A 12902-nucleotide genomic window follows, 5' to 3' on the forward strand; every position below is an offset into this window, starting at 1 on the left:
GCAAAGAATATGATAGTAGTTATTAGCCATTCTGCCGGTGCCTTAGCAGCATACTCTGCTAAAACATACCCCATTTTTCAGAATATGGAATAACAATTTTGAAGGTTATGCGACAGAGTGATGACACGCTGTAAAAAAGCCGCCCATAAGGCGGCTGAATACTTAGCGGGTCAGCGACTGGTGGATAATATCCAGCGCTTTGCGGAACTGAACTTCCGGAATGGTTAACGGATAGAGGAAACGGATCACGTTGCCGTAGACACCGCAGCTCAGCAGCAGCACACCTGCCGCCAGCGCCTTGTCCTGTACCTGTTTGGTAAATTCAGGCGATGGCGCACCGGTACTGGGATCGTTAAATTCCACAGCCACCATCGAGCCCTGCGAGCGGATATCCGCGATGTACGGGCACTGCGCTTTTGCCTGCGTCAGCACTTCCACCAGATGTTTGCCCAGATGGTTAGCGCGTTCACAGAGGTTCTCTTCGTCAATCACATCCAGCACCGCGTGTGCTGCGGCCACCGCCAGCGGGTTACCAGCGTAAGTGCCGCCCAGCCCGCCAGGCGCAGGCGCATCCATCACCTCTGCACGCCCTGCCACCGCCGATAGCGGCAACCCGCCCGCCAGGCTTTTCGCCATGGTGATCAGATCCGGTTTAACGTCGTAATACTCGGTCGCGAACAATTTGCCGGTACGGGCAAAGCCGCTCTGCACTTCATCAACAATCAAAAGAATGCCGTGGTTGTCACACAGTTTGCGCAGCGCGTTCATGAAATCCGCTGGCGCCACGTTAAAGCCGCCTTCGCCCTGAACCGGCTCCAGCAGGATGGCCGCAACCTGATCCGGCGCGATATCCGCTTTAAAGATGCGTTCGAGACTTTTCAGCGCATCTTCGGTACTGACGCCATGCAGCGCATTCGGATATTGTGCGTGGTAAATCGAGCCGGGGAACGGACCAAACCCGATTTTGTACGGGGCAACCTTCCCGGTCAGCGCCATGGTCATAAACGTACGGCCATGAAAACCGCCGCCGAAGGTAATCACGCCAGGGCGTTTGGTGTAAGCGCGGGCAATTTTCACCGCGTTCTCCACCGCTTCCGCGCCGGTTGAGAAAAACGCCGTTTTCGCCGGGCCATCAACGGGCACGCGTTCGTTAATACGTTCCGCCAGCGAAACATAGCTTTCGTAAGGAACGATTTGGTAAGCGGTGTGCGTAAATGCCTGCAACTGCTTTTCCACCGCAGCCATTACTTTCGGGTGACGATGCCCGGTATTGAGCACCGCGATCCCGGCAGCGAAGTCGATGACTTCGTTGCCTTCGACATCCCATAATGTGGCATTTTCTGCTTTTTCCGCATAAAACCCGCACATCACTCCAATACCGCGCGGCGTCGCCTGTAAACGGCGCTGATGTAGTTCGTTATTCTTCACCTGATTACCCTCGTCTGTGTTCGTTGTTGCTGCGTCTGTTGTGAAAACATGACATAAGTGGTTCTATAATCGAGTACCAGTTTTGAATAATTGAGGGATCCAATTGCGCTCACTCGTCTCTGACTTGCTGCAGCTGCGTCTGGACGAGCAGCACGAAGGCAAGCTGCATAAGAAATTATATAACGCGATTCGCCTGTCGATACTCGACGGTAGCCTGCCGACACAAAGCCGACTGCCGCCGAGCCGCGATTTAGCCGCGCAACTGAATCTGTCGCGCAATACGGTGCTGACGGTGTATGAGCAGCTACTGGCCGAAGGGTATGTCGTTTCCCGTACCGGCAGCGGCACCTTTGTGGCCGGTACCGTCCCGGATAGCCTGCTTTCCGCGCCGCTGACGCCTGGTGAAAAACTCAGCGCCAGCCTGCCTTCACAGCTTTCCGCCCGCGGTCAGCATCTGCTGAGCCACAGCAATGCCAGCGCGCGCCAGTGGGGCGCGTTTCTGCCTGGCGTCCCGGATATCAACGCTTTCCCGCATGCGCTGTTGCGAAAAATACAGTCTCGCGTAAGTCGAAAACCGCAGGCAATACAGCTTTCTTATAGCAACGCTGGCGGCAGCATCGCGCTGCAGCAGGCTCTGGTGGAGTATTTGCGGGTCACGCGCTCGGTTCGCTGTAGCGCGGAGCAGATCCTGATTACGGAAGGCATTCATCAGGCCATCGATCTGGTATCGCGCATGCTGTGTAATCCTGGCGATCTGGCGTGGATTGAGGAGCCCGCCTACTGGGGAATTCGTAATGTGCTGGCAGTAAATGGCGTTAACTTGCAGGCCATCGAAGTTGACAGATCCGGGATGAATCCGCCGGAGCCGGGCGATGCGCCGCCGAAACTGATTTTCGTCACGCCCTCGCACCAGTATCCGCTGGGCTGCGTGATGAGTCTGGAACGCCGCCAGCGGCTATTAGCGCTGGCGCGGCAAACCGGGAGCTGGATTATTGAGGATGATTACGACAGCGAATTTCGCTTCTCGGGCCAGCCCATTCCCGCCCTGCAGGGGCTGGTGGACGATGCGCCGGTGATTTATACCGGTACGTTCAGTAAAACGCTCTACCCTGGGTTGCGGCTCGGTTATCTGGTGTTGCCGCGCCCGCTAATGCAGGCGCTTAAAACCGCGCATGCCGAGCTCTATCGCGGCGGACGTTTGCTGGATCAGGAAGCGCTGGCGCAGTTTATCCGCGAGGGGCATTACACGGCGCATATTCGCCGGATGCGATTGCTGTACGCCCGGCGCCGAGCGCGGCTGGCGCAGCTTATCACCGATTATCTTGGCAAAGAGGCGCTTAGCGAGTTTAACGATAATGCCGGGCTGCATCTGGTGCTGTCGTTGCCTGCTGCCTGCGATGATGTCGCGCTGGCGCAAACGGCTAACGCGCGAGGCATTCTGGTACGGCCACTTTCGCGTTATTACAGTGGCGACACGCCCGCGCGCGGCCTGTTGATGGGATTTGCGGCGATGGAGGAAGAAGAGATGGAGCCAGTGTTTGCCGAGCTTGCAGAACTGATACGCGAAGCGCCGGGAAGCAAAAACGCAGCGCGTTAAAAAACAAAAAGCCGGGCGAGGCTTGCGCCGACCCGGCTTGTTCACTGCATACGCTTACGCTTCGATAGCGGCGCGCAGTTTTTTCATCGCGTTCTTTTCCAGCTGTCGTACACGTTCGGCGGAAACACCATAACGGTCAGCCAGCTCCTGCAGCGTAGACTTGTTCTCTTCGTCCAGCCAGCGGGCGCGGATGATCTGCTGGCTGCGTTCGTCCAGCCCTTTCATCGCGTCGGTCAGCTTGTTCGCAGCCTGTTCTTCCCAGTTGTCGTCTTCAATGCCATCGGCAAAGTTCGACGATTTATCCTGCAAATAGAGCACCGGAGCCATCGGCTGGCTGTCCTGGGCGTCATCGTCCGGGGACATATCAAACGTCATGTCCTGCGCCGCCATACGCGATTCCATTTCGCGCACGTCTTTGCTGGTCACGCCCAGTTCACGGGCCACCATTTCGACTTCGTCCTGGTTAAACCAACCCAGACGCTGTTTCGCTTTACGCAGATTAAAGAACAGTTTGCGCTGTGCTTTGGTAGTTGCCACTTTCACGATACGCCAGTTGCGCAGCACATACTCGTGGATCTCAGCTTTGATCCAGTGCACGGCGAAGGAAACCAGTCGCACACCCACTTCCGGGTTGAAGCGACGCACAGCTTTCATCAGGCCGATATTACCTTCCTGGATAAGATCCGCCTGCGGCAGACCATAGCCCGAGTAATTACGAGCAATATGAACAACAAAGCGCAGGTGAGACAGAATCAGCTTTTTCGCTGCTTCCAGATCGCCCTGGTAATGCAGCTTTTCAGCCAGCGCCCGCTCTTCATCAGCCGTCAACATCGGCCATGCGTTAGCGGCCCGGACGTAAGATTCCAGGTTACCAACAGGGGCTAAAGCTAAAGTTTGCATTTCTTTGGTCATTCAAATCCTCTCAATTTACTTTCCACTGGCGGCGGTCTGTCCCCATCAGGCAACAAACATGCCAGTCCTTATGAGCAACGAGATTAGCATTCACACTTTTATCAGACAGTGATTTTATCCACAAGTTCCATGTCGCCTTGTGTATAAATTACGCACAAATTGTGACATCTGGATGAAAAAGCCGGTGCAAGGAAAACATCAGAAAGGGGCGATACGCTTTCCCTGCTACGGGAATACTTCATTGCAGGGAAAGAGTATACCAGAGTTTTTTTAATCGGGAGTAAAGTGACGTAAATGTTGCACCGTCGCCAGCCAGGCGGCTATCCAGCCGATCATCGAACAGACCAGCAGCAGCAATAAGCACTCGTCAAAAGACAAGCCGCTTAGCTCGAACTGAGTGCCAAACACTTTCGCCACTTCGGTAACGGCCGAGGAGAGCCGCATCACCAGAATTTCCGACAGGATCAGCGATAAAAACGCGCCGGAGAAGCCGAGCAGCGCGCCGCCATACAGGAACGGACGCAGGATAAAACCGTCCGTTGCGCCGATCAATTTCTGCACGTTGATGGTGTCGCGGCGGGCAAAAATACTCAGCCGCACGCTGTTGCCGATAACCAGGAAGACGGCCGCAACCATCAGTAGGCCTATCATCGCCGACACGCGCCCGACCAGCCCGGTCAGCGACGCCAGACGCGCAAACCAGCTATCGTCCATACGCACTTCATCAATGCCCTGGAGATGAGAGATGCGATCGCGCAGCGTGTTCAGTGAATCCGTGCTCTGAAAATCCAGTTTAGGAACCACTACCGCCACGGCGGGCAGCGGGTTCTCTTCCAGCATATCCAGCGCACCGCCAAACCCGGACCAGTTACGGAACTCGCCAAGCGCATCTTCGCGAGAAAGATAATTCACCTTCTCCACGCCCTGTTCGGACTGGAGCTGGGCGACCACCTGCTGTGCGGCGTTATCATCCAGCGTTTTGTCGAAATAGACGGTGATCTGCGGCGACGGATAGTACTGCGACGCCGCCTGGTTGACGTTTTTGTAGACCATATAGCAAACGCTCGGCAGCGTCAGCGAGATGGCAATCACCATCACCGTCAGGAACGTTGCCAGCGGTTTGCTTTTCAGATCCTGTAACGCGCCGTGCCAGGCGTAGCGAACCTGCTCGTTAAACACATTGGTTTTACGTGATGGCGGTTTGTTCGTCGCTTTACCACGGCGTGGAGTCGTGCGATTACCCTCGCCGGAGCCGGCGGCGGATTTACGGAAACGGTCAAGCCGGCTGCCAAACTGCCGGATATGATTTAATGCGTCGCGCTTATTCACCCGCCGGGCCTCCATGCAAATGGCCATCGCTCAGGGTCAGCATGCGATACGAACGCCGGGAAATCAGCCCCAGGTCGTGAGTCGCCATCAGTACCGTAACCCCAACGCGGTTAAACTCTTCGAACAGACGTAAAATCCCTTCCGACAACGCGTCGTCCAGGTTACCGGTCGGTTCATCTGCCAGCAGCACTGCCGGTTTATTCACTACCGCGCGGGCAATGCCGACGCGCTGCTGTTCACCGCCGGAAAGCTGAATCGGGAAGCTTTTCGCTTTATCAAGCAGCCCGACCTTATCCAGCGCCGCCGACACACGACGACGAATGTCATCACCGCTCGCGCCAGCGATGATCAGCGGAATCGCCACGTTGTCATACACCGTGCGATCCATCAGCAAGTGGTGATCCTGAAAGATCATGCCGATCTGGCGACGTAAAAACGGCACTTCACGGTTCTTCAGACGGCTAATGTCGTGGCCGCTGAACAGGATTTTCCCGGTGCTTGGCCGCTCAATCCCGCAGATAAGCTTCAGCAGGGTACTTTTCCCCGCGCCGGAGTGCCCGGTCAGAAAGGCCATCTCGCCTGGTTGCAGGTGGAATGTCACCCCCTGCAACGCTTGTCTCCCACCGAGATAGGCTTTGCTGACATGTTCAAAGCGAATCATTGTTAATCCTCTCGGGCAAAAAGCGCCTCAATAAAATCGCCCGCGTTAAACGGACGCAGATCTTCGATACGTTCGCCGACACCAATGTAGCGGATCGGAATACCGAACTGATCCGCCACCGAGAAAATCACGCCGCCTTTGGCGGTGCCGTCGAGTTTGGTCAGCGTGATGCCGGTAAGACCAACAGCTTCGTGGAACAGTTTGGCCTGGCTTATCGCATTTTGCCCGGTGCTGGCATCAATCGTCAGCATCACTTCATGGGGAGCGTCTTCGTCCAGCTTTTTCATGACGCGGACAATTTTCTTCAGCTCTTCCATCAAATGCGATTTGTTCTGCAAACGCCCGGCGGTATCGGCAATCAACACATCAATATTGCGCGCTTTCGCCGCCTGAATGGCGTCAAAAATGACCGAAGCGGAATCCGCGCCGGTATGCTGGGCAATCACCGGAATATTGTTGCGCTGGCCCCAAACCTGCAACTGCTCAACCGCGGCCGCGCGGAAGGTGTCGCCCGCCGCCAGCATCACCGATTTGCCCTGCTGCTCGAACTGACGCGCCAGCTTACCGATGGTGGTGGTTTTACCCACGCCGTTAACGCCAACCATCAAAATCACAAACGGTGTTTTGCCTTCAATATTCAGCGGCTCATCAACCTTCGCGAGGATGTCGCTCATTTCCTCTTTCAGCAAACCATAAAGTGCTTCTGCATCGCGAAGCTGCTTACGGCTTGCGCCTTCCGTCAGGTTGGTGATGATTCTGCGCGTGGTCTCAACGCCAACATCCGCAATCAGTAGCTGCTCTTCCAGCTCTTCAAACAGATCATCATCGATTTTTTTACCGCGAAACAGACTGATAAATCCGGAACCCAGATTTTCTTTTGTTTTCAGCAAACTGCGTTTCAGACGCGCGAAGAAACCCTCTTTTGTCGGTTTCTCCTGCTCCTGCGCTGCGTCCTCTGGCGGCACAACCATCACCGCTTCTTCCGCGGCTTCAGCGGCCAGCGCCTGTGCGTCCAGCTCTTCATCGCTCAGCGGCGCATCTTCTTCCACCAGCGGTTCAGCTTCCGTCTGCCACTCTTCCGCGCCGATCTCCTGCTCTGCGACCTCTTCCGGCAGCGGCAGTTCTTCGTGTTCAACCTGAAGCGCCTGCTCTTCGACGACAGGCTCCGGCTGCGCCTCTTCGTGCGCCAGCTGTTCGCTGACCTCAACAACCTCTTCGGCAAATTTTTCGCTGTCGGCGGCAGGTTCAGTTGCCGGTGTCTCTTCGACCGGCTGCTCAGTTACCTGCTGTGATTCGGTTTGCGCCTCTTCGGCCTGTTCTTTCTGCCCAAAGCCGAGCCAGGAAAAAAAGCCACGTTTCTTCTCATTTGCCATTGGCGACTACACTCCCGCTGTTGATTCATGGCGCAGCCCGTCTTACATGACAGGGACTGAAAACATTTGTTAATTAGTCGGATAGTCTAACACTTTCCTCAACTCGCATCACGGCCTGAGGATTAGGGTTTAACGTCCTTCGTCAGACCGCTAGAATAGCAGGCCGAAATGATGAGCAAAGCGAAAACCATGAAGAAACCTAACCGTGCCGCCAGCGGCCAGATACGCATTATTGGCGGGCAGTGGCGGGGCCGCAAATTACCGGTTCCGGATAGCCCCGGCCTGCGCCCAACCACCGATCGCGTGCGGGAAACCTTATTCAACTGGCTGGCGCCATCCATGGTTGATGCGCACTGTCTTGATTGCTTTGCCGGAAGTGGCGCATTAGGGCTGGAAGCGCTCTCGCGCTACGCCGCCAGTGCGACCCTGCTGGAGATGGAGCGCAGCGTCGCACAGCAGTTACAGCAAAATCTGGCGACGCTGAAAGCCGTCAACGCCAAAGTGGTGAATACCAATACGCTGGCCTATTTAGCAGGCCAGGGCACGCCGTACACCATTGCCTTTATCGACCCGCCGTTTCGTAAGGGGATGCTGGAAGAGACCGTGCGCCTGCTGGAAAACAACGGCTGGCTCGCCGATGACGCATTAATTTATATCGAAAGTGAAGTCGAAAATGGCTTACCGCCGGTGCCAGCGCACTGGCTTCTGCACCGGGAGAAAGTCGCGGGCCAGGTCGCGTATCGTTTATATCACCGCGAAGCACCACAAGGAGAGAAGCATGCCGCTGCTGATTAATCTGGGACGCCTGCTGATGCTTTGCGTCTGGGCCTTTCTGCTCTGGAATCTGATCCAGCCGTTTCCGCGCCCGTTGAACATTTTCGTCAACGTCGCGCTGGTCTTTACCGTTTTCATGCATGCCTTACAGGCGACAATGCTGAAAACCGCGTTGCCGAAAGAGGGCCCGCAAATGAGCAAAGCTGAGCAGATCCGCATTTTCCTGTTTGGCGTGTTTGAGCTATTGATTTGGCAGAAAAAACTAAAAGCGAAGAAGTAACGTTATAGCCCGGAGGCATCTCGCTTACCGGGCTTGTTCAAAGCCGACAAAACGTGACCCTTTATAGCTCAGCACGCCTTTGTCGCCGACCGTCAATGCATGATATTGCTGCGCATCAACGCGAAAAACCATCTCCAGCCCACCACTTTGCGGTTTGAAACGCGCTTCATAACGCATGGCGCTGCCCGCCGGGATCTCCTGCTGCTGGCGCGTACGGCGATCATTGAGCGGTTTTTCCCGCTTACTGCTCACCACCACGTTTTTTTGCTGTAGCGGAGCCGCATCGTTATCCGCCTTTTCCCGCCGCTGTTGAACATAGCGAAAAGAAGCGAGTACGACGATCAAGCCAATGACAAGAATGAAAAAAAGCGGTGGTTTACTCATGACGGCGCCCTGTCAGAAAAAGCGGAATTGAGCTTATCGCGGGTGAAATAGCATTGTCATCCTCCTTTTTCCGCCACTACACTGAACAGGAGAGATTTACGCAACAATAACAGATACAGGGACTTAATTATGCTGTGGTCATTTATCGCTGTCTGTTTGTCCGGCTGGTTGTATGTCGATGCGTCTTATCGCGGCCCGACCTGGCAGCGCTGGGTTTTTAAACCCGTCACCCTACTGCTCCTGCTGTTGCTGGCCTGGCAAGCGCCAATGTTCGACGCCATCAGTTATCTGGTGCTGGCTGGCCTCTGCGCCTCGCTGGTTGGTGATGCGCTAACCTTGCTGCCGCGACAAAAAATGCTCTACGCCATCGGCGCTTTTTTCCTCGCCCATCTGCTTTACACCATTTACTTCGCCAGCCAGATGACACTCTCCTTTTTCTGGCCGTTGCCGGTGGTGCTGCTGGTTATTGGCGCGTTGCTGTTGGCGGTGATCTGGACGCGCCTCGAAGAGCTGCGCATGGCCGTATGTGCCTTTATCGCCATGACGCTGGTGATGGTCTGGCTGGCAGGCGAACTGTGGTTCTTCCGCCCTACCAGCCCTGCGCTGTCGGCGTTTGTCGGTGCGGCGTTGCTGCTGCTCGGCAATATCGTCTGGTTGGGGAGCCACTACCGTAAACGCTTCCGTGCCGATAACGCCATCGCTTTGGCCTGCTACTTCGCCGGACATTTTCTGATCGTCCGTTCGCTGTATATTTAAAAGGCTTGACTCTGGAGTCGACTCCAGAGTGTATCCTCCGGTTAATGAGAAAATTATCATTCACCGGAGGATGCTATGCCGACCCCCACTTCGCCCGCCGACACGAAAAAAGCCCCACAGTTTGCGGCAATAAAACTGCGCCCGTTGCCGGAGAAACCGCAATCCTGCTGCGCTGATGGTGCCTGCGAAAGCAAGGCGAAACCGGCGCTGAGCGCGGAAGGCGAACGCTATAGCTGGCTGGTGTCTGGTATGGACTGCGCCGCCTGCGCCCGCAAAGTGGAAAATGCTGTCCGCCAGGTTGAAGGCATTGGCCAGGTTCAGGTGACTTTTGCGACAGAAAAACTGATCGTTGTGGCCAACGGCGATGTGCGCGAACGCGTCGAGCAGGCAGTTCAGCAGGCTGGCTACCAGTTGCGCAGCGAGAACAGCACGCCCGAGCCAGCACCTTCGCGGCTGCGGGAAAACCTGCCGTTGATTGTCCTGATGGTAATGATGGCGCTCAGTTGGGCGCTGGAGCAGTTCAACCATCCCTTTGGCCAGGCGGCTTTTGTCGCCACCACGCTGGTCGGCCTGTGGCCGATTGCCCGCCAGGCGCTGCGCTTAATCAAAAGCGGTAGCTGGTTTGCTATCGAAACGTTAATGAGCGTGGCGGCGATTGGCGCCCTGTTTATTGGCGCAACGGCGGAAGCAGCGATGGTATTGCTGCTGTTTCTGATTGGCGAACGCCTTGAAGGCTGGGCTGCCAGCCGCGCACGCCGCGGCGTAAGCGCACTGATGGCGCTAAAACCGGATACCGCCATCCGCTTGCGTAACGGTGAGCGCCAGACGGTCGCCGCCAGCGAGTTACAGCCAGGCGACACCATTGAAGTTCCGGCGGGTGGGCGTTTACCCGCCGACGGCAAGCTGGTGTCGGCATTTGCCAGTTTTGATGAAAGTGCCCTGACCGGCGAATCGGTGCCGGTGGAACGCACTTGCGGCGAATCAGTACCGGCCGGTGCCACCAGCATCGATCGGCTGGTGACGCTGGAAGTGGTATCGAAGCCCGGCGAAAACGCTATCGACCGTATCCTCAAGCTGATTGAAGAGGCCGAAGAGCGTCGCGCGCCAATTGAGCGCTTTATCGATCGCTTTAGCCGCATCTATACACCGGCGATTATGGCAGTAGCGCTGCTGGTCGCGGTTGTGCCGCCGCTGCTGTTCGCTGCGCCGTGGTTACCGTGGATCTACAAAGGGCTGGCATTGCTGTTGATCGGTTGCCCGTGCGCGCTGGTGATCTCTACGCCAGCCGCGATTACTTCCGGGCTGGCAGTAGCTGCACGGCGTGGCGCGTTAATCAAAGGTGGCGCGGCGCTGGAGCAACTTGGTCGCATCCGCCAGGTCGCATTTGATAAAACCGGCACGCTGACCATTGGCAAACCGCAGGTTGTCGCGGTCACGCCGCTGGCAGGGATCGACGAAGCGGAACTGCTGGCGCTCAGCGCCGCCGTTGAACAGGGTTCCACTCACCCGTTGGCGCAGGCTGTTGTACAGGAAGCACAGCGCCGCCAGTTGCCGATTCCGACGGCGCAAGCGCAGAGAACACTGGCCGGAAAAGGGATCGAAGCACAGATTGACGGGCAATATATTCGCATCAGTGCACCGGATAAACTGCCGCAAGATACGCTGGGGAACCTGTTAGCACACATTCATCAGCAGGAGAGCCTCGGCCAGACGGTGATTGTGGTTGAGCGCGATGGCGAAGCGATTGGCACGCTGGCGTTGCAGGATACGCTGCGTGATGACGCCAAAGAAGCGGTTGCCGCGCTGCATGCGCTGGGCGTTCAGGGGGTGATCCTGACCGGAGATAACCCGCGCGCGGCGGCAGCGATCGCCGGGGAGCTGGGGCTGGATTTCCGCGCCGGTCTGTTGCCGGAAGATAAAGTGCAGGCGGTACAGGCGCTGAATCAGCGTTCACCGCTGGCGATGGTAGGCGATGGCATCAACGATGCGCCCGCCATGAAAGCCTCAACCATTGGGATTGCGATGGGTAGCGGCACCGATGTGGCGCTGGAAACGGCGGACGCGGCATTAACGCATAACCGTCTGATCGGCATTGGGCAGATGATCCGCCTGGCGCGTGCGACGCACAGCAATATTCGCCAGAACATCGCCATGGCGCTGGGTTTGAAAGCTATCTTTCTGCTGACGACGTTGCTGGGAATGACCGGGCTGTGGCTGGCAGTGCTGGCGGATACCGGCGCAACGGTGCTGGTGACAGCCAATGCGTTGCGCCTGTTACGCAGCAAAGATTAGTGGCTTTTACGCACCACGTACCGATACGGCAGTGATTCGGTTTGCCCGGCAACCAGCTCGTGCTCCATAAAACGACAAAAGCCGGGAATATCGCGGGTGGTTGCCGGATCGTCGGCGATAATCAGCAATGTTTCGCCAACCTGCATATTGCGCACGGTTTTGCGCACCATCATTACCGGCTCCGGGCAACGTAAACCCTGCGCATCCAGCGTATGGTCAGCAGTGGAAAAGAAATCGGTCATCTTCATCTCGCAAGGGAAAAAACCGCATTAGTTTACGCTGCCTTTTTTGTGACGCAAGCAAGGTTAACGATTGCGTTAAAATTAACCATTGCATCCGGCAATAGTTGCAGTATCATGCGGCGGCTCTGCGTGGCAGAGCACAAAAAAGTACTGGGTTCCCTCACCCCATTTACCAAAAAGGTCACAATATGACGCAATTTTCATCCTCACAGCGCATGAAAGCGCTGGTCTGGCTTTCGCTTTTTCATCTGCTGGTGATTATCTCCAGTAACTATCTGGTGCAGCTGCCGGTCGCCATTTTTGGTTTCCAGACCACCTGGGGCGCATTCAGTTTCCCGTTTATTTTCCTCGCGACAGATTTAACCGTGCGCATTTTCGGCGCGCCGCTGGCAAGACGCATTATTTTCGCCGTGATGGTGCCTGCGCTGCTGGCCTCTTACGTGATCTCTTCGCTGTTCTATATGGGAAGCTGGCAGGGTTTTGGCGCACTCGCGCATTTCAACCTGTTTGTCGCCCGTATCGCCAGCGCCAGCTTTATGGCCTATGCGCTGGGGCAAATTCTCGACGTGCATGTGTTTAACCGCCTGCGTCAGAATCGCCGCTGGTGGCTTGCGCCTGCAGCCTCCACCGTATTCGGTAACGCCAGCGACACCGTTGCGTTCTTCTTTATTGCTTTCTGGCGCAGTCCGGATGCGTTTATGGCGCAGCACTGGACGGAAATCGCGCTGGTGGATTACAGCTTTAAAGTACTTATCAGCATCGCCTTCTTCCTGCCGATGTACGGTGTGTTATTGAATATGTTACTGAAAAGGCTGGCAGACAAATCTGAAATTAACGCGTTGCAGGCCAGTTAAGAGTACCGCTAAGCAGATGT

The 12902-nt window shown here is 56.1% G+C and carries 13 protein-coding genes; 6 read left to right on the plus strand and 7 right to left on the minus strand.

Features of this window, described 5'->3' with window-relative positions; translation table 11 throughout:
• Positions 1 to 162: 162 nt before the first annotated feature.
• Positions 163 to 1428 carry a 4-aminobutyrate--2-oxoglutarate transaminase gene (locus DK872_RS12815; protein ID WP_144134494.1) on the minus strand — a complete coding sequence of 422 codons (1266 nt, stop codon included), beginning with the start codon at positions 1426 to 1428 and terminating at the stop codon, positions 163 to 165.
• Positions 1429 to 1531: 103 nt separating this feature from the next.
• Between DK872_RS12815 and DK872_RS12820 the strand changes: the two genes are divergently transcribed.
• The gene (locus DK872_RS12820) at positions 1532 to 3025 is read left to right on the plus strand and encodes a PLP-dependent aminotransferase family protein (RefSeq protein ID WP_072439568.1); all 1494 of its coding nucleotides are present in this window, start codon (positions 1532 to 1534) and stop codon (positions 3023 to 3025) included.
• Positions 3026 to 3079: 54 nt separating this feature from the next.
• On the opposite strand, the gene rpoH is transcribed toward DK872_RS12820, so the two are convergent.
• The 4 genes from rpoH to ftsY form a co-directional block, all read right to left on the minus strand.
• Positions 3080 to 3937: an RNA polymerase sigma factor RpoH gene (gene rpoH / locus DK872_RS12825; protein ID WP_007369694.1), complete on the minus strand. Its 858-nt coding sequence runs from the start codon at positions 3935 to 3937 to the stop codon at positions 3080 to 3082.
• A 270-nt stretch (positions 3938 to 4207) separates the two neighbouring features.
• Positions 4208 to 5266 (minus strand): permease-like cell division protein FtsX, encoded by a 1059-nt coding sequence (ftsX, locus tag DK872_RS12830; RefSeq protein WP_071921639.1) that lies wholly within the window; start codon positions 5264 to 5266, stop codon positions 4208 to 4210.
• Positions 5259 to 5927 (minus strand): cell division ATP-binding protein FtsE, encoded by a 669-nt coding sequence (ftsE, locus tag DK872_RS12835; RefSeq protein ID WP_007369691.1) that lies wholly within the window; start codon positions 5925 to 5927, stop codon positions 5259 to 5261. The genes ftsX and ftsE overlap by 8 nt, the downstream gene beginning before the upstream one ends.
• Before the next feature lie 2 nt (positions 5928 to 5929).
• A complete protein-coding gene (gene ftsY, locus DK872_RS12840) occupies positions 5930 to 7300 on the minus strand; it encodes a signal recognition particle-docking protein FtsY (protein ID WP_007369690.1) in 1371 nt (456 codons plus the stop codon).
• A 189-nt stretch (positions 7301 to 7489) separates the two neighbouring features.
• Here ftsY and rsmD point away from each other — a divergent pair, with 189 nt between their 5' ends.
• On the plus strand, positions 7490 to 8095 hold the full coding sequence (gene rsmD / locus DK872_RS12845; protein ID WP_007369689.1) for a 16S rRNA (guanine(966)-N(2))-methyltransferase: 606 nt from the start codon (positions 7490 to 7492) through the stop codon (positions 8093 to 8095).
• Entirely contained in the window at positions 8085 to 8354 is a 270-nt protein-coding gene (locus tag DK872_RS12850; RefSeq protein WP_172825198.1) for a DUF1145 family protein, read from the plus strand. Before rsmD ends, DK872_RS12850 begins: the two co-directional genes overlap by 11 nt.
• Positions 8355 to 8378: 24 nt before the next feature.
• On the opposite strand, the gene DK872_RS12855 is transcribed toward DK872_RS12850, so the two are convergent.
• On the minus strand, positions 8379 to 8738 hold the full coding sequence (locus DK872_RS12855) for a DUF2500 domain-containing protein (RefSeq protein WP_007369687.1): 360 nt from the start codon (positions 8736 to 8738) through the stop codon (positions 8379 to 8381).
• A 129-nt stretch (positions 8739 to 8867) separates the two neighbouring features.
• Here DK872_RS12855 and DK872_RS12860 point away from each other — a divergent pair, with 129 nt between their 5' ends.
• Positions 8868 to 9494: a lysoplasmalogenase gene (locus DK872_RS12860; protein ID WP_161518416.1), complete on the plus strand. Its 627-nt coding sequence runs from the start codon at positions 8868 to 8870 to the stop codon at positions 9492 to 9494.
• A 75-nt stretch (positions 9495 to 9569) separates the two neighbouring features.
• On the plus strand, positions 9570 to 11786 hold the full coding sequence (gene zntA / locus DK872_RS12865) for a Zn(II)/Cd(II)/Pb(II) translocating P-type ATPase ZntA (RefSeq protein WP_149288196.1): 2217 nt from the start codon (positions 9570 to 9572) through the stop codon (positions 11784 to 11786).
• Here the strand turns inward: zntA and tusA are convergent.
• Positions 11783 to 12028: a sulfurtransferase TusA gene (tusA, locus tag DK872_RS12870; RefSeq protein ID WP_007369684.1), complete on the minus strand. Its 246-nt coding sequence runs from the start codon at positions 12026 to 12028 to the stop codon at positions 11783 to 11785. The genes zntA and tusA overlap by 4 nt on opposite strands.
• Positions 12029 to 12216: 188 nt before the next feature.
• Between tusA and DK872_RS12875 the strand changes: the two genes are divergently transcribed.
• Entirely contained in the window at positions 12217 to 12882 is a 666-nt protein-coding gene (locus DK872_RS12875; RefSeq protein WP_007369683.1) for a 7-cyano-7-deazaguanine/7-aminomethyl-7-deazaguanine transporter, read from the plus strand.
• Positions 12883 to 12902 lie beyond the last annotated feature (20 nt).

The organism is Kosakonia sp. MH5 (assembly GCF_009935945.1).
Taxonomy (GTDB): Bacteria; Pseudomonadota; Gammaproteobacteria; order Enterobacterales; family Enterobacteriaceae; genus Kosakonia; species Kosakonia radicincitans.

Excerpts from the sequence above, each read along its gene's own strand:
- DK872_RS12860 (WP_161518416.1), top strand. The coding sequence starts at position 8,868 with ATGCTGTGGTCATTTATCGCTGTCTGTTTGTCCGGCTGGTTGTATGTC.
- zntA (WP_149288196.1), top strand. The coding sequence starts at position 9,570 with ATGCCGACCCCCACTTCGCCCGCCGACACGAAAAAAGCCCCACAGTTT.
- tusA (WP_007369684.1), bottom strand. The coding sequence starts at position 12,028 with ATGACCGATTTCTTTTCCACTGCTGACCATACGCTGGATGCGCAGGGT.
- rsmD (WP_007369689.1), top strand. The coding sequence starts at position 7,490 with ATGAAGAAACCTAACCGTGCCGCCAGCGGCCAGATACGCATTATTGGC.
- rpoH (WP_007369694.1), bottom strand. The coding sequence starts at position 3,937 with ATGACCAAAGAAATGCAAACTTTAGCTTTAGCCCCTGTTGGTAACCTG.
- ftsY (WP_007369690.1), bottom strand. The coding sequence starts at position 7,300 with ATGGCAAATGAGAAGAAACGTGGCTTTTTTTCCTGGCTCGGCTTTGGG.
- DK872_RS12875 (WP_007369683.1), top strand. The coding sequence starts at position 12,217 with ATGACGCAATTTTCATCCTCACAGCGCATGAAAGCGCTGGTCTGGCTT.
- ftsE (WP_007369691.1), bottom strand. The coding sequence starts at position 5,927 with ATGATTCGCTTTGAACATGTCAGCAAAGCCTATCTCGGTGGGAGACAA.
- DK872_RS12855 (WP_007369687.1), bottom strand. The coding sequence starts at position 8,738 with ATGAGTAAACCACCGCTTTTTTTCATTCTTGTCATTGGCTTGATCGTC.